Raw genomic sequence first — 23771 nt, 5'->3', positions numbered from 1 at the left:
TGCCCGCGCATGGCGCAAGCGGGGCGCATCCTGCCGGGTAAAAAAACGGGCCCGTTCAGGCCCGCGAGTTCACGCTCAAAGGCTTGCCAGGCATTGCGCCAGGCCTATCGGTTCGGGGCGCAACAGCCGTGCGTCCATCAGTTTCGGCTGGCGCACGATGGGGGCGAAGTCCATGCGCGCGAGAATGTCGCGCTCGATATCCACGCCCGGCGCCACTTCGATCAGCTCCAGCCCTTCGGCGGTCAGGCGCAGCACGCAGCGCTCGGTGACGTAGAGCACCGGCTGGCCGCGTTCGGCGGCCAGGCGACCGGCGAAGGTGCGGTGCTCCACCTCGGCGACGAACTTGCGCAGCTCGCCGTCCCGGACGATGCGCAGCTGGCCACCTTCGATGCGGATGTCCTGCGCGCCGGCGCTGAAAGTGCCAACGAACACCACCTGCTTGGCGTTCTGACTGATATTGATGAAACCGCCGGCGCCGGCCAGGCGCGAACCGAATTTCGACACGTTGAGGTTGCCCGCCGCATCGGCCTGGGCCAGGCCGAGAAAGGCGATGTCCAGGCCGCCGCCGTCGTAGAAGTCGAACTGGTAGGGCTGATCGAGCAAGGCGCTGTGGTTGCTCGCCGCGCCGAAATCCAGCCCCGAGGCCGGCACGCCGCCGATCACGCCGGGCTCTGCGGTCAGGGTCAGGCGCTCGATCACGCCTTCTTCGGCGGCCACTGCGGCCACGCCTTCGGGCATGCCGATGCCGAGGTTGACCACCGCGCCTGCTTTCAGCTCCAGCGCGGCGCGGCGGGCGATCAGCTTGCGCACGTCCAGCGGCATCGGCGTCAGGCTGTCCACCGGCACCCGGGTCTCGGCGGCGAAGGCCGGGTTGTAGGCGGTGGCGAAGGTCTGCTGGTGGTTGGCCGGTTCAGCCTGCACCACGCAGTCCACGAGGATGCCGGGGATCTTCACCTGGCGCGCATTCAGCGAGCCGCGCTCGACGATGCGCTCGACCTGGGCGATCACCAGGCCGCCGGAATTGCGCGCGGCCATGGCGATGGCCAGGCTCTCGATGGTCAGCGCCTCGCGCTCGAAACTGAGGTTGCCGTCGGGATCGCTGCTGGTGGCGCGCACCACCGCCACGTCGATGGGGAAGGTCGGGTAGAACAGGTAATCCTCGCCGTCGATGGGCATCAGCCGCACCAGATCGGCGGTGGTGCGCGCATTGAGCTTACCGCCGCCATGGCGCGGGTCGACGTAGGTGCCCAGGCCGACACGCGACAGCTGCCCCGGCTTGCCGGCGGCGATGTCGCGAAACAGCTGGGAGATCACCCCCTGCGGCAGGTTGTAGGCCTCGATGCGGTTGTCCACCGCCAGCTTCTGCAGCCCCGGAACCAGCCCCCAGTGACCGCCGATCACCCGGCGCACCAGGCCTTCATGGGCCAGGTGGTTGAGGCCACGACCCTTGCCGTCGCCCTGGCCGGCGGCATACACCAGGGTCAGGTCGCGCGGCGCCTGCTCGGCCACGAAACGCTGCTCCAGGGCGATGGCGATCTGCTCGGCGAAACCGATGCCGACGAAGCCGCCGGTGGCCAGGTTGGCGTTGTCCGGGATACGCGCCACGGCTTCGGCGGCGGTCATGATCTTGCTCATTGCGGGTACTCGTGAATTGCAGAGGACTGTAGGAGCGGCCGGGCGGCGCTCCGCTTCAGCCGCGAATTTCGCGGATAAATCCGCTCCTACAGCGGTCATCAGAAGCTTCCAAACAGCGTGCCCAGGGTGATGACGACAGCCAGCGCCACCAGCGGGAAGGCCACGGTGTTGACGAAGATGAACTTGTACGACTCGCGGTGGGTGAGCTTGCAGATCGCCAGCAGCGAGATCACCGCGCCGTTGTGCGGCAGGGTGTCCATGCAGCCCGAGGCCATGGCGGCGACGCGGTGCAGCAGCTCGGGGCTGATGCCGGCGGCGGTGGCCATGGTCAGGTACTGCTCGCCGAGGGTCTTCAGCGCGATGGACATGCCCCCCGAGGCCGAACCGGTGATACCGGCGAGGATGTTCACCGCCACCGCTTCGGAAATCAGCGGGTTGCTGGAAACACCCAGCACCAGGTCGCGGATGACCACGAAGCCGGCCAGGGAGGCGATCACCGTGCCGTAACCCACCTCGGCGGCGGTATTGAGGATCGGCAGCATGGAGCCGAAGGCGCCGTCGTTGACGCTCTTCTTCAGGTCCATCCAGCGTTTCCAGTGCAGGGCGATCAGCAGCACGATGGCAGCGCTGAGGGCGACGATGATCGACCAGATGCCGATCAGCGACTTGGCGTCCTGCAGACCGCCATATTCCGGCCTGGCCAGGTAGCTGGTGTCCACGGCCGGCAGGATCTGCTTGGCCATCAGGAAGTTCAGCGCGATCACCACGAAGATCGGCAGCAGCGCCAGCCAGAAGCCGGGAATGTCGCGGCGCTCTTCGCTGACCGGATCATCGCGATGCTCACCGTAGCCTTCGCCGGCAGCCATCAGCTTGCGCGACTGCGCGGTGAGCCACCAGGTGCCGAGGCCGAACATGATCAGCCCGGCGATCACCCCCAGGCCCGGCGCGGCGAAGGCATCGGTGCCGAAGAAGGGGTTGGGAATGGCGTTCTGAATCGCGGGCGTGCCGGGCAGGGCGGTCATGGTAAAGGTGAACGAGCCGAGGGCAATGGCACCGGGGATCAGGCGCTTGGGAATGCCCGCTTCGCGAAACAGCGCGGCGCCGATCGGGTACACGGCGAAGGCCACCACGAACAGCGATACGCCGCCGTAGGTGAGGATGCCGCACGCCAGCACGATGGCCAGGATGGCGCGCTCGCTGCCGACCTTGGCAACGATGCCATGGGCGATGGCGCGCGCCGATCCAGAATCGTCCATCAGCTTGCCGAACAGGGCGCCGAGCAGGAACAGCGGGAAGAACTGGATCACGTAGCCGCCCATGGCCTTCATGAACACCTGGGTGTAGGTGGGCAGCAGCAGGCCGACGTCGCCGGCGAACAGCAGCGCCAGCAGGGCCAGCAGCGGAGCGAGAATCAGGACGTTGATGCCGCGGTACGCGAGGTACATCAACAAGGCGAGGGAAATCAGAATACCGAGGGTACCCATGGGTGGTTCCTTTTGTTGTTGTTCTAGCGGCTCGAAGCCGTTTTATCGGGAAGGCGCGGATACGACAGCGCCTTTGCCGGATATAGAGCCAGAGTCGTGCCAGGCTGGGGTGAGACTTTGGTCGATGGGGTGGGAAGCCTTGTGGCCAGGGGTTTACAGGCGTTTTTGCCGAACGCAGGGCAGTCATACCGGATATAAGCAGCTGTCCAGATTTCTGGATTTTGTCCAGATTTTTAGATTCTGCTTGTGCGTAATTCCAGAAATCTGGATTCGTAGCCCGGATGCAATCCGGGGCTTTTGCGGTGCCTGGCCCTCGGATTTCATCCGGGCTACGTGATTGCGGCCAGCGGCGTTATCTGTAGGAACGGCTGGGCGGCATTCCGCTCTAGCTGCGAAGCGATTTCCGGCCCGGTAACAATCGCGGCTGAAGCCGCTCCCACGACCCGCAATCAATACCGTAGCCCGGATGCAATCCGGGGCTTTTGCGGCGCCTGGTCCCCGGATTTCATCCGGGCTACGCGATTGCGGCCAGCAACGGAATCTGTAGGAACGGCTGGGCGGCATCCCGCTTCAGCCGCGAAGCGATTTCCGGCCCGGTGACAATCGCGGCTGAAGCCGCTCCCACGACCCGCAATCAATACCGTAGCCCGGATGCAATCCGGGGCTTTTGCGACGCCTGCTCCCCGATTTCATCCGGGCTACGCAATTGCCGCCAGCAACGGAATTTTTAGGAACGGCTGGGCGGCATTCCGCTTCAGCCGCGAAGCATTGTTGGGAGCATCGCGGCTAAAGCCGCTCCTACAACACGCTCTGCGAAGTGCTCAGCCCCGGCGCCCCAACCCATGCTGCGCCAGCTTGGCGTAGAGCCCGGCGCGGGAAATGCCCAGACGTTCGGCGGCCAATTGGCGATTGCCGTCGCAGGCCGCCAGTGCTGCCAGCAGCGCCTGCCTTTCGGTCTGCGCCAACTGCTCGGCCAGGGTTTGCGTCGCGCTGATTGCAGGCGGCACAGGGGGCGCCGGCTCGCTCGGCGCCACCGGGTCGACCAGCAAACCACGCAACGCTTCGCCATCCAGCCGCCCATCGACCGCCAGCTGCGCCCGCTCCAGCAGGTTGCGCAGTTCGCGCACGTTGCCCTTCCACGGCTGCGCGCAGAGCAGGGCGAGGGCGTCGTCGCTCAGTTCCATGGGCGCCAGGCCGGAGCGGTTGGCCAGGTCGTCGAGCAGATGCTCGATCAGTGCCGGAATGTCGCCGGCGCGTTCGCGCAGCGGCGGTACGCGCAGGGCCAGCACGTTGAGCCGGTAGTAGAGATCGTCGCGAAACTGCCCGGCCGCCACCTTGGCCTCCAGGTCGATATGGGTGGCGGCGATCACCCGCACGTTGAGCGGCTTGACCTGGTTCGAGCCGAGCGGCTCCACCTCCTGCTCCTGCAACACGCGCAGCAGCTTGGCCTGCAAGGGCAGCGGCAAGTCGCCGATCTCATCGAGAAACAGCGTGCCGCCGTTGGCCACCTCGAACTTGCCGATACGTCCCTTGCGCTCGGCGCCGGTGAAGGCCCCCGGCGCGGTGCCGAACAGCTCGGCTTCCACCAGGGTTTCCGGAATGGCCGCCACGTTGACCGCAACGAAGGGGCCGTTGGCCCGTGGCGATAGGTTGTGGATGCCCTGGGCCAGCAGCTCCTTGCCGGTGCCGGTCTCGCCGCGAATCAGCACCGTGGCATCGAGCTGCGCAGCGCGACGCGCCTGGCGCTTCACTTCGCTAGCTGCTGCGCTGGCGCCGATGAAGCCGGCGATGGTGTAGCGCGCCCGGCGTGCCTTGGCCAGCTCGTGCTGGGTGGCGAGCAGTTGCGTCTGCAGGTTGGCGTACTTGGCCATCAGCGGCTTGAGGTGGCGGGCACGGTCGAACAGGACGAAGCCGAGGGCGCCGACCAGGGTGCCGTCCTCGTCGCGCAGCGGAATGCGGGTGACCACGAAGTGCTCGTCGCCGAAGGCCATCAGGTCGAGCATGCTCGGCTGGCCGCTTTCCACCACCTCGCGCAGGCGGCTGGCCGGTAGCACTTCCTCGATCTCCTTGCCGAGCGCCGTGCGTGCATCGGCGATACCGACCTTCTGCGCGTACTTGTCGTTGATCCAGACGATGCGTGCCTGGCGATTGACCGCGATGGTGCCTTCGCACTGCGCATCGAGGTGATCGAACAGCAGCGGCATGGCCACCGCGCGAAAGCGCTCGGGCGACACGCCGATGATCAGACCGTGCTGGTCCAGGTCGTCGCGGGAGATGGCCATGGGCGAATGTCCGAAGTCAGAAGCCCTTGATTATGGTTGGCGCCGATCCGCGCGGGCAATGTCAACAGTCATCGGACAATGGCATTCGACGCGCGCTTCTGGAATAGTTGAGCGGCTGCGCGTAACCCGCCGGCACCTGCCGATCGCCCACAAGGCCTGCCCGGCAGCCCTGACACCTGCCGTGTCCCTTTCGCGCGCTGACCAGGCGCGCCGAGGCGAGCCATCCGCCCGCCGCTGGATCCGCACCGCTTTGCCGGTGCCACAACGATAACGCCAAGATCCACTCAAGGACGCCCCGATGAAACTCAAGCGACTCTTCTCCGCGCTCGCCGCCGGCGCTGCGCTGACCGCCCTGTGCGCCACCGCGCAGGCGCGTGAATACTCCGTCTCCACCGTGCTTTCCGACGCCTTCCCCTGGGGCCAGGCCGCGCAGAAATGGGCCGATCTGGTCAACGAGCGCTCCGAAGGGCGCATCACCCTGCGCGTCTACCCCAACGCGCAGCTGGTCGCCGGAGACCAGACCAAGGAATTCTCCGCCATGCGCTCGGGCCTGATCGACATGGCCGTGGGCTCGACCATCAACTGGTCGCCGCAGGTGCCGGAGCTCAACCTGTTCTCCCTGCCGTTTTTGATGAAGAACGACGCCGACCTCGACGCCATCACCCAGGGTGAAGCCGGCAAGCTGGCCTTCGCCGCCATCGAGCAGCGCGGCATCGTGCCGCTGGCCTGGGGCGAGAACGGCTTCCGGCAGATCTCCAACTCGGCCAAGCCGGTGCGCAGCCCTGCCGACCTGGCTGGCCTGAAGATCCGCGTGGTCGGTTCGCCGCTGTTCCAGGACACCTTCACCGCCCTCGGCGCCAACCCCACGCAAATGAGCTGGGCCGATGCCAAGCCGGCACTGACCACCGGCGCCGTGGACGGCCAGGAAAACCCGCTGTCGGTCTTCGACGTGGCGCGCGTCGACCAGGTTGGCCAGAAGTACCTGACCCTCTGGGATTACATGGCCGATCCGTTGGTGTTCGCCGTCAACCAGCGCGTGTGGAAAGGCCTGCCCGAGGAAGATCGCGAACTGCTGCGCCAGGCCGCCATCGACGCCGGCAAGTGGGAGATCGAGCTGTCGCGTGGCGCTCAGGCCCAACGCCTGGCCGACGTACGTGAGCGCGGCGTGGAAGTGATCGAACTGACCGATGCCGAGCGCGCCGCCTTCGTCGAGGCCACTGCCAGCGTGCAGGAGAAATGGGCACCACGCATCGGCGACGCGCTGATGGACGCCGCGCGCAAGGCCGTGGCCCAGCCCTGATTCGTTATATCTGACCGCAAGCCCGGGGGCTTTTGGGGCGTGGTGCTGTAAGCCAGTCGTGCGACACCGATCCGCTCCCCTCTCCCATTTATGGGAGAGGGGCTGGGGAGAGGGTCGCTCTTGCGCTGAATCACGCCGAGTCGGTCATTCGAGGTTTCTATGAGCAAGCAAGTCGACGCGCCGCTGGAGCGCGTGCTCGCCACCCTGGCCCTGGTGATCATCAGCCTGATCAGCCTGGCCAACGTCGTGGTGCGTTATTTCACCGATGCATCCTTCGCCTTCACCGAGGAAATCTCGGTGTTCCTGCTGGTCATCCTCACCTTCGCCGGTGCCTCGGTGGCCATGCGCAGCAACCGACACATTCGTATCGGCCTGCTCGAGCGCCTGTTCCCGCGCCTGCGCACGCCGCTGATCCTGTTGCAGTGGCTGGCCGGCGTGCTGGTGCTGGCGCTGGTGTGCTGGTACGGCGGCCAGTTCGCCTGGGAGGAATTCCAGTGGGATTCCGAGTCGCCCGGTCTGGGCCTGCCCAACTGGTGGTACGTGATCTGGCTACCGATCCTGGCGCTGCTGGTGTTCGTACGCCTGACCCAGATGACCGTCGATCGCCTGCGCGGGAGGATCAGCGATGAGCCCTGATCTCTGGCTGATCCTCAGCTTCATCGTGCTGCTGGCGCTCGGCGTGCCGGTGGCTTTCGCCCTTGGCCTGTCCGGGGCCATCGGCATCATCGCCGGCCTGTCGCCGGACATGCTCGCCACCCTCGGCACCAACACCTACAACGGCGTGGCCAAGTATCCGCTGATCGCCATCCCGCTGTTCATCCTCACCGGCCTGGTGTTCGAGAAGGCCGGTGTAGCACTCAGATTGGTGCGCTTCGCCCAGGCGCTGATCGGCCCACGGCATGGAGGTCTGGCGCTGGTCGCGGTGCTGGTCTGCCTGATCATGGGCGGCATGAGCGGTTCCGGCCCGGCCGATGCCGCTGCCGTGGCCATGGTGATGCTGCCGAGCATGACCAAGGCGGGCTACCCCAAGCCGTTCTCGGCCACATTGATCGCCGCCTCGGCCTCGACCGCTATCCTGATTCCGCCGTCCATCGCGCTGATTCTCTACTCCATCGTGGTGCCGGGCGTAGACCTGCGCGCGCTGTTCGCCGCCGGCCTGTTCCCCGGCATCCTGGCCGGCCTGGTGCTGTTGCTGCCGGCCTGGCTGCTGTCGCGTCGCTATGGTTGGGAATCCTCGGAGGAGGGCGAGCGTCCGCCGCTGGGCGAAAGCTTCAAACAGGCGCTGCCGGCGCTGTTCGCGCCGGTACTGATCCTCGGTGGCCTGCGCAGCGGCCTGTTCACGCCCACCGAAGCGGCCGTGGTGGGCGTGACCTATGGCGTGCTGATCGGCCTGTTCCTCACCCGCGAGCTGGACTGGCGCAGCCTCTGGCGCCTGTGCGGCGAGGCGGGGGTGATCTCCGGCGTGGTCATGCTGATCATCGCCCTGGCCGGCATCTTCGCCTGGGCCGGTACCATGCTCGGCACCTTCCGCCATCTGGCCGAATGGCTGATCTCGCTGTCGGACAACGGCTGGGTGTTGCTGGCGCTGGTGATGCTCGCCGTGCTGCTGGCCGGCATGCTGCTCGATGCCATCTCCATCTACCTGATCCTGATGCCGATCCTGATTCCGGTGATGCAGCACTTCGGCTGGAACCCGGTGTGGTTCGGCATCCTGCTGGCGATGAACATTGCCATCGGCCAGTTCACCCCGCCGGTGGCGATCAACCTGATGGTTACGGCGGAAGTCGCCAGGATACGCCTGGAGCAGACCGTCGGCTGGGCGGCGCTGTTCGTCGTGGTGATGTTCAGCGCGTTGATTCTGGTGGCGATCTTCCCGGAAATCGCGCTGTGGCTGCCGCGCGTGCTGGGGTACGCGGTGTAAAACTTTCAAGGGCGTCTATAGTTGCCTGACGGTGCGCAGAGGGGACTGCGCATCATCAGGGGCGGCGGTGTCAGGCAATAAAATGGGCGACGGCAACTATAACGATCACAAGGATGTAGGCACGGGGCACAGCGACGGCCTTCTGGAGGCTGGCAAGCGCGCACTGGTGCGCACCATCCTGCTCGCCACCGGCCTGACCCTGGGCGGCTTCGCCATCCTGCAGGCCCTGAACGGCAACTATCCCTTCGCCATCGTTGAAGTGTTGTTCACGGCCTTGCTGCTGTTCGGTGCCTGGCGCATCGAGCGCGCCAAGCACCTCTACCTGTGGATTTACCTGTACCTGATCCCGACCTTCTGCTTCATCCTCTACATCATCGTCATGCCGGATGCCTCGTCGGCGGCGTTCGTCTGGTTGTACATGATCCCGCTGCTCGCCTACCTGCTGCTGGGCAAACGCCGCGCCTTCCTGCTCACGGCGCCGTTCATGCTGGCCGGCCTGCTGTTGTATTTCGCCGATAACCATCCGAACCTGGACACGCACGGCCTGATCGACCTGGGCAATGCGGCGTTGTGCGGCGTATTGATCCTGGTCTTCGTGCATATCTACGACGGCCTGCGCATGCAGGCGCACCAGGAGCTGGAACGACTGGCACAGACCGATTCGCTGACCGGCGTGGCCAGCCGCGGCAGCTTCCAGCAGGCGCTGCAGCGCAGCATCCAGGAAGCCGAGCGCAGCAGTGGGCATCTGGTGCTGGCGCTGCTCGACGTCGACCACTTCAAGCAGGTCAACGACCAGTGGGGGCACGAAGCGGGTGACATGGCCCTGCAGCACATCTGCCAGATACTGCAGCAGCGTCTGCGCGTGACCGATTTTCTCGGGCGCCTGGGCGGAGAGGAGTTCGGCCTGCTGCTACGCCACACCGACAGCGCTGGCGCCGACCCGCTGGTGGAAAAGCTGCGCCAGCAGATCGCCGATCAACCGCTGGAATACGACGGCGCGCAGATCGCACTGTCCGCCACCTTCGGCCTGGCGGCCTGGCCGCGAGACGGCCGCAGCGCTGCCGAGCTGTACCGCACCGCCGATCGCCGCCTGTACAGCGGCAAGCAGCGCGGTCGCAATCAACTGGTCAGTACCGACCTGCCGACCGAGCTGCTGCTGGACAAGCTCGACGTTCGGCTCTGAGCGCCGCTCAGCGCGATGCACTGGCCGGCGCTGCGGCGGGCACGCAAGGTTGCTGGCCGGCACCGGCCAGGGTCTCGACGTTACTCAGCACGTTATGGCCCTGATTGACCTTTTGCGCGTTCTCCGCGACCTGCATGCGCTGTGCATAGGTGGCGGAGTTGCCGTTGAGGCTGTGCTGGGTCTCCAGCACGGTATTGGCCATATCCAGCAAGCTGCGGCCGGTGGCGATCAGGCTGCTGGTCGCGGTCGGGGCACAAGGGTCGTTGGCCAATTGGGTGTTCTGCAATCCCTGGGTCTGCGTGTTCTGCGGCAGGCAACCGCTCAGCGAGGTCAGTGCAGCAGTGCTCAGGACGATTGCCAGGCTTCTTTCCTTGATGTTCATCAGACATTCCCTTCAGTGGCGGGGCCTCGACCCAGTGCCGAGGCGTTGCCCGGATTCTAGAAACGAGGGCGTCTGGCCCGAAATAGTACGGGTGTACTGATGTCGAAACGCCTGCCAGATGGTGCCTTGCGCTGGCCGCCGACTAAGTCCTAAGGTGCAGGCAAACAACTTGAGCGGTCAGCAGGGAGTCGCCATGACCAGGAAGGTTTCCGCCGCCTACGATACCGAGCGCGCCCAGGCCGGGGTGCGTTTGATCTTCGTGGCCGTCGCCGGCTGTTACACCGCCGCGCTCCATCACTTTTCCCTGATCGACCCCGCGCTGGTGTGGAAGATCTTCCTGCTACATGGCCTGTTCTGCGTCGTGGCCACCTTGATCTGGTCGGATATCCGCCGCCGTCCGGGGCACTACCGGGGGCGGCGCCTGTTCACCATGCTCACCGACTACAGCGGCATCACCGTGGCGCTGGCGAACGGCGGCGCGGCCATGCTGCCGGTCTACGCGATCCTGATCTGGGTCACCATCGGCTACGGCCTGCGTTACGGCTCCGGTTACCTGCTGCTGGCGACGGTCATGGCGCTGCTGTCGCTGACCGTCACCGCCAGCGCGTCGGCTTACTGGCAGTCGCAGCCCTATCTGATCGTCACGCTGCTGCTCACCACTCTGCTGGCGCCGGCCTACATGCACGCCCTGCTCAGGCGCTCGCGCCAGGCAGCCGAGGCTGAGCAGGCGGCCATTCGCGCCAAGTCGCAGTTTCTTGCCCAGGCCAGCCATGACCTGCGTCAGCCCATTCACTCCATCAGCCTGTTCACCGCCTGCCTGCGCGACAGCAGCCTGGACTCCGAGCAGCGGCGCCTGGTGGAGAACATCGACCAATCGCTGCACGGCGTCGCGCGGCTGTTCCGCACCATTCTCGACATGTATTCGCTCGACAGCGGCAAGGTCGTGCCGCAGCTGCAACCGCTTGCGTTGCGCCGCCTGCTTGAGGACCTCATCCAGCAAAATGCCGAGGCGGCGCGCTGGGCCGGGGTCGAGATACGCCTGCGCTGCCCGCCGATTTACGTGCATGCCGACCCGGTGTTGCTCACCACTATGCTGCAGAACCTGCTTTCCAATGCGCTCAAATATGCCCCCGGCAAACCGCTGCTGATCGCCTGCCGGCGTCGAGGCCCGGCCATCGCCATCGAGCTGTACGACAGGGGCCGGGGCATTGCCGCCGGGCACCTCGACAGTGTTTTCGAGGAGTTCTACCGTGTACGTCAGGCACGCGACAGTGACGTCGAGGGCCTCGGCTTGGGCCTGGCCATCGTCAGGCGCCTGGGCGCGCTGATGGACATGCAGGTCGCCATTCACTCCGTGGAGGGGCGGGGCACCCGAGCGGTAATCGAAGGTCTGCAAGCAATGATGGCGCCAAGCGATATGCCGGCCACCAGGGCCGGCAGCCTGCAGTCGCCGCGCATGCTCGAAGGGTTGCGCGTGTGCCTGATCGAGGATGACCGCAACGTACTGCTGGCCACCGCAACCCTGTTGAAGAAATGGGGCTGCGAAGTCGCCACCTTCAGCACCTTGCCCGATGCGTCGACGCCGTTCGATCTGGTGGTGACGGACTTCGACCTCGGCACCGAGGCCTCGGGCGCCGACTGCATCCAGCATCTGCGGCGCTGCGCCGGGCGCAAGGTACCGGCGATCATCATGACCGGTCACGACGTGCGTCGTGTGCAGGAGCAGGTGGACGACAGCGATATTCCGATCCTGGCGAAGCCGGTGCAGCCCGCCGAGCTGCGCTCGCTACTGGTGGCGCTGAAGCTCAAAGCCGCGTGCTGATCAAACCAGCCCGGCCTTGGCGCCCCTGGCGGCAGCTGCTGCGCGAGTGCTGACGTCCAGCGTACGCAGCAGCGACGAAACATGGATGCGTACGGTAAAGGGCGAGATCGCCAGTGCGCGGGCGATTTCTTTGTTCGACAGGCCGCGCACCACCAGCCGCAGCACCTCCTGCTGCCGCGGTGTCAGCTGTTCCAGCAGGTGGCGCTCTTCGGCGAAGGCCGGTACGCCGGCTGGGCCCAGGGTCAGGACGAACTCTCCGGCGCGCACGGCCAATAGCGCAGCAGCGATTTCATCAGGCGGCGTCGCCTTGCCGATGTAGCCGTCCGCGCCGGCGTTCATCACCTCATCGATCAGCTCGCGGTTGTCGACCATCGATACGATCACGATCGAGCTGCACTGAAAGGCCTGACGCAGCGCGCTGATGGCCTGCGGCGACTGCCCGGGGAAGAGCAGATCGAGCATGAACAGGCTGGGGGCGGCGCCGCCTTGTGCCAGGTTCAGCACTTCGTCCATGTCTCGGGCTTCGAGGACGCAGGCCTGGGGAAATACGCGCTGGGCGATACGGCACAGACCATCGCGGAAAACCGGATGATCGTCGGCCACTATGATGCGTTCTTGTGGTGATTGTTCAGTCATGTGGACGCTTCCATCGTGGCCCCAGACTACGGCCATATCCACATCGTTACCAGTCTCTGGTTCTCGGTATCGGCTCCGCATCAGGGAGGCGATATGAACTGCAAGGCATCTGCCCGTGTCTGTTGCAGTACCTCTTATGGAACGTAAAGGAGTACCACATGGATCTTATCCGCATCCTCATCGCCATTCTGCTGCCGCCGCTGGGCGTGTTTCTTCAGGTGGGCTTCGGCGGCGCGTTCTGGCTGAACATCCTGCTCACCCTGCTGGGCTACATTCCCGGCATCGTCCACGCGGTATACATCATCGCCAAGCGCTGAGGCCCGCCAGCAACGAAGCCAAGGTGCCCTTCTGTAGGAGCGAATTCATTCGCGATAGGGTCGACGCCGTACCCAAACAAGATCGCGAATAAATTCGCTCCTACACGCTCCTCACTCCCGCCGTAAAAAATGCACGCTGAACAGCTGCGCCGGATCGCGCCACATGGCGACCGAGGCGAAGCCGCATTCGCCTGCCAGCTCGCGAAAGCCGCTCGGCGTGTATTTGTAGGAATTTTCCGTGTGCAGGGTTTCGCCGGCAGCGAAGTCGAACACGCGATTTTCGATGCGCACCCGCTGCGCCTGACGGCTGACCAGATGCATCTCGATACGCGACTCGGCCTCGTTGAAAAAGGCCCGGTGCTCGAAGCGGCGCGGGTCAATGTCGCTGTCCAGCTCGTTGCGGATGCGCTCGAGCAGGTTGAGGTTGAACAGCGCGGTCACCCCGGCCTGGTCGTTGTAGGCACGCTCCAGCACCTGGCAGTCCTTCACCAGATCCACGCCGATCAGCAAGCCACTGCCGGCCGGCAATGCCCGATGCAGGTTGCGCAAAAAGGCGCGGGCCTCAATCGGGTCGAAATTGCCGATGCTGGAGCCGGGGAAGAACGCCAGCGGGCGCTGCCCCAGCGCCTCGGCGGGTAATTTCAGCGGCTGGCTGAAGTCGGCGCACAGCGCGTGCACGTCGAGCCAGCGGTAATCGGCGGCCAGGCGACGGGTGCAGATATCCAGAAACTCGCGTGAGATATCGATGCCCAGATAACGCGTTGGGCGCAGGGCTTCGAGCAGCAGGCGAATCTTGCGGCTGGCGCCGCTGCCCAGCTCCACCAGGCTGGCGTTGCGCCCGGCAAGCGTGGCGATATCGTTCGCTGCCAGGCGCAGGATGGTCTCCTCGGTGCGCGTCGGGTAGTACTCCGGCTGCTGGCAGATCAGCTCGAACAGCTGTGAGCCTCGGTGATCGTAGAAGAACTTCGGCGACATCGCCTTCGGCTGGGCTGCGAAGCCGCGCAGTGCCTCGTCGCGTAGCGACTCCTGTTCCGCGCTCAGGGATTGTTCGTGGGTACGGATTGCCAATGCCATGCTCAGAGCTCCTTGGCCAGGCGCAGGCCGGAGAACTGCCAGCGCATCGTGGGGTAGAAGAAGTTGCGATAGGTAGGGCGAACGTGGTCTTCCGGCGTGGCGCAGCAACCGCCACGCAGCACCATCTGCCCGGACATGAACTTGCCGTTGTACTCACCCAGGCTGCCGCCCAGCGGGCGAAAGCCTGGGTAGGGCCGGTAGGCGCTGGCGGTCCATTCCCACACATCGCCATAGAGCTGCTGCAGGCCATCGCCGGCGCCCGCGGCCACCGGCTGCAAATGATCGTTCTCGACGAAGTTGCCCCACAGCGGTTCGTCCTGCGCGGCAACTTCCCACTCTTCTTCGCGTGGCAGGCGCGCCTGCGCCCAGGTGGCGAAGGCCTCGGCCTCGAAGTAGCTCAGGTGACAAACCGGTGCATCCAGATCCAGCTCGCGCGGGCCGCCCAGGGTCAGCTCCAGCCAGTCGTCGCCCTCGCGTTGCCAGTACAGCGGCGCCTGCCAGCCGGCGCGCTGGATATGGTCCCAGCCATCCGCCAGCCACAGCGCCGTGCTGCGATAACCGCCATCGCGGATGAACTCAAGGTACTCGCCATTGCTCACCGGGCGGCTGGCCAGCTGAAAGGCCTCGACGAACACGCGGTGCCGCGGCCGCTCGCAGTCGAAGGCGAAGTCCTCGCCGGCATGGCCGACATGGCGCAAGCCGGCGGGGAAGTTAACCCAGCGCAGCTCGCTCGCCTCGGCGCTACCCGGCTTGAGGTCGTGGCGATAGACCGGGCGCAACGGGTTCTGCGCCAGGATGTGCTTGATATCCATCAGCAACAGCTCCTGATGCTGCTGCTCGTGCTCCAGCCCCAGCTCCACCCGCTGCAGCACCTCGTCGTCGAGGTCACTGCCCATCCGGTTGAGCAACTGCTCCATGGCCAGATCGACATGGCTGCGATAGGCGTACACCTCGCTTACCGTCGGCCGCGACAACAACCCCCGCCGCGCCCGCTCGAAGGGCGTGCCGTGGGTCTTGTAGTAGGAGTTGAACAAATGGTCGTAGCGCTCATCCAGCGGGCGATAGCCACGCAGGAAGGGCTGCAGCACGAAGGCCTCGAAGAACCAGGTCACATGCGCCAGATGCCACTTCGGCGGGCTGACGTCCGGCATGCTCTGGATCACATAATCTTCAGCCTCCAGCGGCTCGCAGAGCCGTTCACTGGCAGCGCGTACCCGCTGATAACGCTGCCATAGCTGTTCGAGTTGCAGTTGTGAAACGTCGATCCTGCTGGCGCGGTTCGGCATATCGCGCATCCTTTGCTGGCGTCGCAAAGCGCGACGGTTCTTTAAGCCGACCGGACGAAGAGGGCAAAGGTTCAGGGAATCGTATGACGTTTACATGGCAGGGGCTGGGATCGAGGGCGTCATACACTACGCAGTCGCGGCGTCGAAGAAATTGCACCCCAAGCAACCAACCTAATACACACCGAGAGGCAAGTACTATTGCTTTTGTGGCCGCTTGCTTGGCTTAGTTGGCTTTACCTTGGTGACAAGGAAGTCTTCAATTTCCTTTATCCATCCTGGTTTTTTTGATGGATCATCCAGTTCTGTGTATTTGAGTGCGAAATTTACTTTAAATCCATCTGCCTCAAATATATGTTCCATCAATTTCCGATTGGTGAAGTTTAAATTTAAAGCAAGGCCGGAAGGCCATTCTTTATTTTCTGATGTAAGTCTTGCTGGTAGTTTTTCAATCAAGGGGCCATAAGTTTTATGAGATCTAAAGCTCTCAATTGCCGAGATAAAGGTTGTGGGGTTTAAAGTGTCTTCTATGACTGTGGGGGGTGATGCATTGTTATCGCTGGTCTTTAAGAGTGCAGTGCGAAAGCTGTCTTCATCATTTTTTTATTCTGCGTATCTGAATTCCCGTCAAAGAGTCTTTACCGTCGAAAGACTCAAATTTTTTGTCAGTGTCAATTAGGCAGAAAACTTTGCCTTTTATGTCGTCTCTTGCGTCTTCAAGTGCGAGGTATAGGTAATTGTATATCTTTTTTACTGCAGGGGAACCGCCGACAGGTACGATAAATAATTCCGGGGATTTTATATAGTGATTTAAGTAGATGCGATCTGCGGAGCCTTCGCAAATAATCCATTTGTAGTCGGATGTTGTAATGGATGCGATTATGGACTGAACAAGGTCGTTTATTCCTTTTAGCTCCAGTTCGACCGGTAGCTCCCCTTTGGTTTCGCGTTTTAGTTTCTTTATATCCTCTCTGAAACATCTAAGGTCAAGAAGTAGCGGTGACTGATCGCTCTTGGGGCAATAAACTGCTACGCCATCTGAAATGATTGGCATGAATCCATACCAATGCGTGGTGATGAGTATTTGTATTTTTGATTCGGAGATTTCTCTCAGTTTCTCAAATTGCCTAAAACAAGAGGATACATGCAATGATAGCTCTGGTTCATCAATGGCAAGTATTATTTGCTGGTGGCTTGGGGCTGCATTTGCTAAGAGGAAAGCCTTGGCAACATCCACCAAAGCCTGACGTTTCTCACCTGAGCTGAGGTCTCCTACTGGAGTGCGCTCGCGACCGTCTTTTCTGTTGAGAACTTTGGACTCAAAGAAGGCTTCAATGACTTTTTCAGTTAGGTGTGACTGGTTGACAAGGTTTTGTTTTTGAGCGGGTTTTCTATACTCATATATTTCCAGTTTCTCTGATATTGAGCCTAGAAAATCGTTCAGTTGTGAGTTGATGGTTCGTACGTCCTCTCGCTTAATGAACGCCCTGACAATTGTGTCTAGTTTTTGTCCAAGTAGCGCCTGAATAGTTTTTCCTTCTATTTTTGTATATTCTATAAAGTCTATGTCGGCAGGTAGGTAGATGTATTTGTAGTACTCTGTGATTCTTTGTTGCAAAAGGGCGATGGCGTCTCCCGATCCGGCATAATTTTTTATTAGAGAGTTGTATGATGATACTGTCTCAAACATTGGAAAGAAAACGGTTGGTAATGCGTTCTTCTGATCTTTTTTTACGCCAAAAGGAATCAAGTAATGCGTCTTGTTGCTGTACCCTTCGAGCATAAGTGCTTCGCGATGCTCGCAAAAAAGTTCGGCATGAATTTTATATGAAGGGTTGAAATCAAGAACTGCTGAAGACCAAGTGAGTTCGCTTATCTTTTCCAGGAGCCACTGAAAGTCTCCCAGTGATGGGAGTGTGTTTTTCTTTATGAGAAATATTGGGCATATAAAAGGCTCCCTTTCTGTGAAGCCTTTTGTGAGTGAGTGGTGATAATTCCAATCGGCTCCATTAAAAAAGCTGTTTAATGCTTCGAGGACGGAGCTTTTTCCGGCTCCATTCTCACCTACCATTGCGCTAAAGAATTTGCCGTTTGAAAGCTTTATATAGTTTATGGCCTGGTAGGTTTTAAAATTTCTGACTAGGAGTCCCACTATCATTGTCTTGCCTTAAGTTGTGGCCTTATTCAATGTAAGTTATTGAAGAGGGCGCGGTATATATTCGAATTCTGGTCGTATTAGGACTGGCTTTCTAGGGCGACTGAACAGTGCGGCACTTCGGAAACGCCGAGCATCCCCAGAACTGCTGCCCCGCTTTCGGCCCTGTCTTTACTGTGCGGATCAACAGAGCGCTGCCGCATTTCGGGCATTGCCGCTCGGCTGTCGGATCGCTACGGCGCTTAAGGTTCTGCACATGCTCTCGGTGCGTAGCGGGAGTCGGGGCGCGGCGGCCGGTTTGTAGTGTTTGCAGCATCGCGTCGACTTCAGCCTCGCTGAATACCGGCTGCTGGAATGACTTGATATAGCGGATAAAGCCGATGCCCTGGGTCACGTTGGCCGGCACTTCGGTCTTAAAAGTGCTGCCGCCGACGAAGGTAATGACCGAGTGCAGGTGCTCGGGGCTGACGCCAAGGGTGGCTTCCAGGGCCTTTAGGTGTTTGTAGTTCTGCCGCAGCGGGTTCTGGAATTTGAAGCTGCGTTTATAGAGCTTCTGCGTCCACTGCGCCTGCTTCTCGCTGCCGAAGATCCAGCCGCTCATGTTCTTCGTTTCCAGCACGAAGATGCCGTAGGGCGAGAGGAATACGTGGTCGATCTGCGTGGTGCCGTCTGGCGTGTTCAGGGTGACGTTGTGCAGGCGGCGGTAGGTCTGCTTGTCCAGCTGCCAGTGGGCGAATAGCCGCACCAGCAGTTCGCCGATCTGCCCCTTGGCCCAGGGCGATTTGAGCAGGCCGATCAGCAAGGCTGCCAGGATGAACCAGGTCAGCATGCCCCAGACCTGGGCGACTATCGGGCTGTAATCCATTTTCTTCCTTGAGCCGAGCTGCTTGATGGAGAGGCGAGCAGGTGTGCCGAAATCCAGATGCCTGGCACACCCGGATAATGGCTAATTGCTTTCAAGGGCTCAAGGGGATCGCGACTATTGTCTTAAGGGCGACGTGTGGGGCGACTGGCCGACAAGCGTCTGTTCTGAAGCAGCAGTTTGGAGATATCTCGGGGTGAGCCGATTAGAGGCGCTATTCGGCTCATTCTATGAGCCGAATCGAGCACAGCATTCGTGGATGCAGTGATATGAGGCCTCAGCAGGCTTGGGTCATAAACGCGAAAGCCGCGCAGTGCGCGGCTTTGAAGGTGGTGGGCCCACACGGACTCGAACCGTGGACCAAAGGATTATGAGTTGCCTCGAAACGCCGCGAGACCAGTAAAATCGTGAGCAACTCAGCGCAAGTAAAATAAGCTGAAGGCAGCGTCATTACTGAGCTTGAGCGTAATTCTGCAAAAGTGACAGAAGCTAGGCACTGTACCGCCAGTGTACCGATTTTTGTACCTTTTAGGCTCCAGAAGCTAGCTTTCGATATCGAGTGCCTTAGCTGCATCGTCAGTGATGGCGATGCCCATCTCGAGGCCTTCGGATTGCAATTTCCTACAGCTTCTCTTTCAAGGGGTAGAGACCCTATTCCAATCTCCCATATCGACGTAAGTACGCTCTCAGTCGTTCAAAATGCTGGTCTGCGTCGAGTTCCGGTGCGGCTGTGCGTATCGCATCAAGGCAGGCACCGAGCTCAGTCGGAGGCCATTGAGTTTGATCGCCTATCACGAGGCTGAGGAATTCTAGGGCCTGTTCCGGGAACCTGTCGCAAAGACCCGTCTCATGAAGACGATGTATCAGATAGTTGGGATGGGGCGGGGGTTGCAGCCAGGCGCGAAGCAGCCCCAAGGCTTCGGGGAACGCATCGTGCGCCGCTATGCAAAGGCGGCCGAGGCTGTCTGCAATGGCGGGTGAAATATTGTCCCGGGTTTTGGGCCAGATGGCGTGGATGTAAGGGACAACCCGGTTGGTCCAGTACTCGGCCCTCTGATTGCTCGCCCCCTCAAGCGCTCTAACCAAAGTTTGCGCAGCGTCGCTTAGACCGGCCGGCGGAAGTAGGCGTGTAGCGATGGCCAGCTCGACGGTTGTGAACGTATCACCCGGCTCGAGGGCGGCGAATGTCAGTAGCGAAGCGTATTGTCCGTCGTGCTTCCCCAATGCGGCATAGTGGCGAGCGGTGTCGAGGAAGGCTGGCTTGAGCACTGCCATCAGAGGGCGATACAGCCGTGGTGACCATAGGAAGCCCTCCCAAGCCGCACGTGCTTCATCTTCGGAGCGTTGCCAATCGAAATGCGGCAACAGGTGTTGCGTTGTCCAATCGCTGTCTACGCGGAACAGCGCAATGATATTGGCTGCCAGCAGCACTCGGCCATGTCGGAACTTCTCGATACTAATATCGCAAAGCTCGGTGAATACTGGCTTGAGCTCTCCCGGTAATCCTTGTCCATCCTCCAGCAAGCGTCGATACCACCAGCGAAGCAGTGCCTCGGTCACGTGGCCCACGGGATGGTTGATGGCGTTCATTACGGGTTCGTCGGTATCTACGCCGCCCTGATGGTCCTGAGCCAGGAGCCGGCGAGCCAGTCTGAGGAAATGCTCTTCGTGGCCTTCGAAGGACTTAGCAATAGCCTGCAGCCACCAACTGACGCCCTGGGCGAGCGTCTGTAGTACCTCTTCAGGCGCGGTCGCTAGGGTCGGTGCCATGTAGCGCCAGGAGGGCTTCAGGAGTTTCTCTTCTGACCAAGCTTGCAGGGCTTCGCGCCACTGTCTCGTTGGCCAGACGTCTTCCCGGGCTAATGCGTACAAGGCGCACGCGGTGGTGGCAAAGCTATCACGGCAGCGCTGCCGCCAGTCATCCTCCTGCCGAGGATCTAGGTTGGGTTGCTGCCTCAGCCACTCGATTAGTTCACGGCGAAGACGCGGAGTAGCGATGAACTTGCGCCACTCGTCGCTCTCAACTTCACCCATCCAGTAAGGAAACTCATCGCGCTGATCCGCTGCCAACGTCCAATCCGGATATTGTGTCGTGAGGCCCGTGAGTCGATCATTACCGTCAGCACCCAAAACCGCGCCAGTGTCAGCCATTTTAGCCAGCCGCAGCCAGACTTCATGATCCACGATACGGGTCCAGCGCTCCGGCTCCATGTCGTCGTTGAACATGTCGCGCGGAGGCCCGATAAGTACGGCCTGTTCCAGTTCCCTCAGCATCACCTCATCGAGATGTGGCGCCATCGCCACCAGCAAGCGCATAGCTTCCCGTTCGGTTTCCACCGACCACAGCCACCAGTGATCATCCGCTAGCAGCCAGTCGAGTGCCTGTCGGTGGGAGATCACGTCGTCCTGAGCGGCGGCAAAGAAGGCGAGGCGCCGGAAAAGCGGATAGGGCGTGTGCCACCAAGACTGGGCTATCAGTGCTGCCTGCGTCTGTGACTGTGCAGCAGTGGCGAGCCAAGCATCCCGAGTTAGGTTGATCAGTGCTGTCCAGTCGTGAAAGTCCCGGTTCTGCGGGTGCTCGCCGATTGAGGGGTGATGTATGTAGGACAGGTCACTCCTGTCCTCGGAACTGCCAAGTTCGCGCATCAGATCGAGCGCGTCGCGTAGCAAGGAGCTGAAATCGGACAGCAGCTCCGGCAATGCGGCATCCCAGCGCTCATCCCTTGGCAGATCGCGCAGGCTGGAATGGACATGATCCGTCGACAGCACGATTTCCCATTCCACCAGATCTTTGATGCGCTCCGGCTCGCGACTTTCACCGCCCTCTACGGGCCAGTGGAACGGTTCGCGCAACGATACGCGAGGTGTCAGCATCTCCCGCAGTTCCAGGCGCAGGGTAGCGGTGAGTCCATCGCGTTTGAATCGGTCGCGCCAGCGGTACAGGTCAAAGTCGCGCAGCCATGATTTCACGCGCCCGGTTAATAGCAGACGCCATAGGGCGCGCATTAGCGGACTGGGAATCGCGTTGGATGCGTCCTCACGAATGCGCGCCAACTGGGCGGTGTTGCCCTCAGCTTCAAGTTTGGCCAGTTCGTCCAGGCGGTGTTCGATCCACCAGATTAGATCATCATGAAGCTGAGCGCCGCTCTTGACCGCCCAAAGCAGCAGCTCCGGGTCGTTCAGATGACGGGTCAGCCATCGTGCCAGTTGCCGCATTACCTCGTCCCAGCGGCTGCCGCGTGCTCCGGCATCGACGAGGCACATCAACGGTGCGAGCGGATATGGCGAAGGGCGGCGAGTCAGACTGAATGTGAGCTTTTCATCTGCGGTCGCTCTGGGCAGCACACCGAAGCGGCCCAGGTCGGCATGCCGGAAGCGTTGATCACTAAGCGGCTCCAGCCAATCCAGCGACGGCACCGGATTCAGATCGGCAAATTGCCTGGCGGGCAGCCCGCCCGGATCGCTCAGAGCCCACAGTAGGCGTCCTACGAAGTCATCCTGCCGTGTGCTTGCCAATGGGCGGGCCATTGCGCATTCGATCACGATACGTTCTTTGCCGCGCACGCCGTCTCGGTAGGTTTCGGCCCATGTGCGCAGGGTCTTGTGCAGGTAGGCATGTCGATTATGCTCGCGGTAGAGGATGGGAGTGACGTTCTTGGCCCTCCACTCATTACTCCGTTCTTCCTCTTTTCCTTTGGAGAAACTACCGAAGGCGAACATCTCTGGCGGCGACTCACCCAGCAAACGATCGGCGGCGAGCGCATCCATCATGTAGCGCAGCACAGGGTCGTTGATGCTGTAACCGACGAAGCATACGGTGTAGTTGCGGAGCAGTTCGCTGACAAAACGTGCTGCCCAGCGCTCGGTGAGATAGGCCAAGCCGAAATCTCCGCTGGAGACGACTAGGCGATCTAGTTCGCTCCCTGTTGGTGTGTTACCGAGCAGACCATGCAAATACACCAGTCCATCCCAACGGTTCTTCGGCACCGGCAACAGGGGCGCTTTGAACTGCTTGATGGGCAGTGACTTTGCGGCAATCACCTCCTCAAACAGGCGATCGAAGTTGGTCGTAATAAGGCGGTGATAGCCATTGCGACACTTGCTCAGAGTCAGCAAGGCTTCATGTGTTGCTGTCGCGTTCGGTGCGCTGAGATTGGGGGTCAGGATGCTGGCCAGTGCCATGCGCACTGTCTCTCGGCCGCCGACGATATCGGCCTCTAGTAGGCCGATGGCAGTGTCAAACTGCCCGGCCTTTATTGCAGCCTGCTGCACCGCGTTGGGTATGGTGCCTAGGGCTTTATATACCCTGTCTACCAAACCAGCGAAGCCAGGCAAGCGTGCGGGATATGAAATGCCTGCACCACAGAAGAAGACGACACGTCCGTCCTCATGAGCCTGCAGCAGGCGCTCAGGAATGTCAGGGCCTTGGCGGACAAACTGCATTCAGAGAGCCTCGGATGAGAAAAGGGGAGCTGATTTATTCTTTGGTGGAAACCATCTTGAACGTCTCACTGCTCACCCTCTCAAATGTTCTGCATAGTTCGGCACTTGGGAAATGCTGAACAACCCCAAAACTGCTGCCCAGCCTTGGGCCCTGTCTTCACTGTGCGAATTAGTAGTGCACTACCGCATCTCGGACATTGCCGCTCAGCTGTCGGATCGCTCCGGCGCTTGAGGTTTTGTACATGCTCGCGGTGTGTAGCGAGGGTCGGTGCGCGGCGGCCGGTTTGCAGGGCGTACAGCATGGCGTCGACTTCAGCCGCGCTGAATACCGCCTGCTGGAATGACTGGATATAGCGGATAAAGCCAATGCCCTGGGTCACGTTGGCCGGCACTTCGGTCTTGAAGGTGCTGCCGCCGACAAAGGTGATGACCGAGTGCAGGTGCTCAGGGCTGACGCCAAGGGTGGCTTCCAGAGCCTTGAGGTGTTTGTAGTTCTGCCTAAGCGGGTTCTGGAATTTGAAGGTGCGTTTGTAAAGCTTCTGCGTCCACTGCGCCTGCTTCTCGCTGCCGAAGATCCAGCCGCTCATGTTCTTCGTTTCCAGCACGAATATGCCGTAGGGCGAGAGGAATACGTGGTCGATCTGCGTGGTGCCGTCTGGCGTGTTCAGGGTGACGTTGTGCAGGCGGCGGTAGGTCTGCTTGTCCAGCTGCCAGTGGGCGAACAGGCGCACCAGCAGTTCACCGATCTGCCCCTTGGCCCAGGGCGATTTGAAAAGGCCGATCAGCAAGGCTGCCGGGATGAACCAGGTCAGCATGCCCCAGACCTGGGCGACTATCGGGCTGTAATCCATTTTCTTCCTTGAGCCGAGCTGCTTGATGGAGAGGCGAGCAGGTGTGCCGAAATCCGGATGCCTGGCACACCCGAATAATGGCTAATTGCTTTCAATGGCTCAAGGGGGATCGCGACCATTGTCCTATGACGCGATGACGCA

General features: G+C 61.4%; 18 protein-coding genes. 6 read left to right on the top strand and 12 right to left on the bottom strand.

The window, feature by feature from the left end; genetic code table 11:
• Nucleotides 1–75: 75 nt before the first annotated feature.
• The 3 genes from GYB81_RS16095 to GYB81_RS16085 all read right to left on the bottom strand — a co-directional run bounded on the left by GYB81_RS16095 (nucleotide 76) and on the right by GYB81_RS16085 (nucleotide 5401).
• The gene (locus GYB81_RS16095) at nucleotides 76–1635 is read right to left on the bottom strand and encodes an acyl CoA:acetate/3-ketoacid CoA transferase (protein ID WP_161865980.1); all 1560 of its coding nucleotides are present in this window, start codon (nucleotides 1633–1635) and stop codon (nucleotides 76–78) included.
• Nucleotides 1636–1733: 98 nt separating this feature from the next.
• Complete coding sequence (locus tag GYB81_RS16090; protein WP_161865979.1) at nucleotides 1734–3119, bottom strand: GntP family permease; 1386 nt, start codon at nucleotides 3117–3119, stop codon at nucleotides 1734–1736.
• A gap of 821 nt (nucleotides 3120–3940) precedes the next feature.
• Nucleotides 3941–5401, bottom strand: coding sequence for a sigma-54 interaction domain-containing protein (locus GYB81_RS16085; protein WP_161865978.1), 1461 nt, complete (start codon nucleotides 5399–5401; stop codon nucleotides 3941–3943).
• A 298-nt stretch (nucleotides 5402–5699) separates the two neighbouring features.
• Here GYB81_RS16085 and GYB81_RS16080 point away from each other — a divergent pair, with 298 nt between their 5' ends.
• From GYB81_RS16080 to GYB81_RS16065, 4 genes are all read left to right on the top strand, one after another.
• Nucleotides 5700–6701: a DctP family TRAP transporter solute-binding subunit gene (locus GYB81_RS16080; RefSeq protein WP_161865977.1), complete on the top strand. Its 1002-nt coding sequence runs from the start codon at nucleotides 5700–5702 to the stop codon at nucleotides 6699–6701.
• A gap of 159 nt (nucleotides 6702–6860) precedes the next feature.
• A complete protein-coding gene (locus GYB81_RS16075) occupies nucleotides 6861–7337 on the top strand; it encodes a TRAP transporter small permease (RefSeq protein ID WP_161865976.1) in 477 nt (158 codons plus the stop codon).
• A complete protein-coding gene (locus GYB81_RS16070; protein ID WP_161897893.1) occupies nucleotides 7327–8622 on the top strand; it encodes a TRAP transporter large permease in 1296 nt (431 codons plus the stop codon). Before GYB81_RS16075 ends, GYB81_RS16070 begins: the two co-directional genes overlap by 11 nt.
• Before the next feature lie 82 nt (nucleotides 8623–8704).
• Nucleotides 8705–9805 (top strand): GGDEF domain-containing protein, encoded by a 1101-nt coding sequence (locus GYB81_RS16065; protein ID WP_161866203.1) that lies wholly within the window; start codon nucleotides 8705–8707, stop codon nucleotides 9803–9805.
• 7 nt (nucleotides 9806–9812) lie between these two features.
• Here the strand turns inward: GYB81_RS16065 and GYB81_RS16060 are convergent, their stop codons facing one another.
• Nucleotides 9813–10187, bottom strand: a complete 375-nt coding sequence (locus GYB81_RS16060) for a hypothetical protein (RefSeq protein ID WP_161865974.1) — start codon at nucleotides 10185–10187, stop codon at nucleotides 9813–9815.
• Between the two features lie 193 nt (nucleotides 10188–10380).
• Here GYB81_RS16060 and GYB81_RS16055 point away from each other — a divergent pair, with 193 nt between their 5' ends.
• On the top strand, nucleotides 10381–12009 hold the full coding sequence (locus GYB81_RS16055) for a hybrid sensor histidine kinase/response regulator (protein ID WP_161865973.1): 1629 nt from the start codon (nucleotides 10381–10383) through the stop codon (nucleotides 12007–12009).
• Here the strand turns inward: GYB81_RS16055 and GYB81_RS16050 are convergent, their stop codons facing one another.
• Nucleotides 12010–12645, bottom strand: coding sequence for a LuxR C-terminal-related transcriptional regulator (locus tag GYB81_RS16050; protein WP_161865972.1), 636 nt, complete (start codon nucleotides 12643–12645; stop codon nucleotides 12010–12012). It abuts the gene before it with no gap.
• Nucleotides 12646–12803: 158 nt separating this feature from the next.
• On the opposite strand from GYB81_RS16050, the gene GYB81_RS16045 reads away from it, so the two are divergent.
• Complete coding sequence (locus GYB81_RS16045) at nucleotides 12804–12962, top strand: YqaE/Pmp3 family membrane protein (protein WP_003084988.1); 159 nt, start codon at nucleotides 12804–12806, stop codon at nucleotides 12960–12962.
• 111 nt (nucleotides 12963–13073) lie between these two features.
• On the opposite strand, the gene egtD is transcribed toward GYB81_RS16045, so the two are convergent.
• From egtD to GYB81_RS16010, 7 genes are all read right to left on the bottom strand, one after another.
• Nucleotides 13074–14036 (bottom strand): L-histidine N(alpha)-methyltransferase, encoded by a 963-nt coding sequence (gene egtD, locus GYB81_RS16040; RefSeq protein ID WP_161865971.1) that lies wholly within the window; start codon nucleotides 14034–14036, stop codon nucleotides 13074–13076.
• Nucleotides 14037–14038: 2 nt separating this feature from the next.
• Complete coding sequence (egtB, locus tag GYB81_RS16035) at nucleotides 14039–15322, bottom strand: ergothioneine biosynthesis protein EgtB (protein ID WP_161865970.1); 1284 nt, start codon at nucleotides 15320–15322, stop codon at nucleotides 14039–14041.
• Between the two features lie 195 nt (nucleotides 15323–15517).
• Nucleotides 15518–15775 (bottom strand): hypothetical protein, encoded by a 258-nt coding sequence (locus GYB81_RS16030; protein ID WP_161865969.1) that lies wholly within the window; start codon nucleotides 15773–15775, stop codon nucleotides 15518–15520.
• Nucleotides 15776–15914: 139 nt separating this feature from the next.
• Complete coding sequence (locus GYB81_RS16025) at nucleotides 15915–17477, bottom strand: ATP-dependent nuclease (RefSeq protein ID WP_161865968.1); 1563 nt, start codon at nucleotides 17475–17477, stop codon at nucleotides 15915–15917.
• Nucleotides 17478–17568: 91 nt separating this feature from the next.
• Nucleotides 17569–18339, bottom strand: a complete 771-nt coding sequence (locus GYB81_RS16020) for a nuclease-related domain-containing protein (protein WP_161865967.1) — start codon at nucleotides 18337–18339, stop codon at nucleotides 17569–17571.
• 648 nt (nucleotides 18340–18987) lie between these two features.
• Nucleotides 18988–22779 (bottom strand): anti-phage defense-associated sirtuin Dsr1, encoded by a 3792-nt coding sequence (dsr1, locus tag GYB81_RS16015; RefSeq protein WP_161865966.1) that lies wholly within the window; start codon nucleotides 22777–22779, stop codon nucleotides 18988–18990.
• A gap of 80 nt (nucleotides 22780–22859) precedes the next feature.
• Complete coding sequence (locus tag GYB81_RS16010) at nucleotides 22860–23630, bottom strand: nuclease-related domain-containing protein (RefSeq protein WP_161865965.1); 771 nt, start codon at nucleotides 23628–23630, stop codon at nucleotides 22860–22862.
• Nucleotides 23631–23771 lie beyond the last annotated feature (141 nt).

It is taken from the genome of Pseudomonas yangonensis (assembly GCF_009932725.1).
In the GTDB taxonomy this organism is placed as follows: Bacteria; Pseudomonadota; Gammaproteobacteria; order Pseudomonadales; family Pseudomonadaceae; genus Aquipseudomonas; species Aquipseudomonas yangonensis.
Note: the sequence above shows the minus strand (reverse complement) of the source record. Positions and strands in the feature narration are given on the sequence as shown.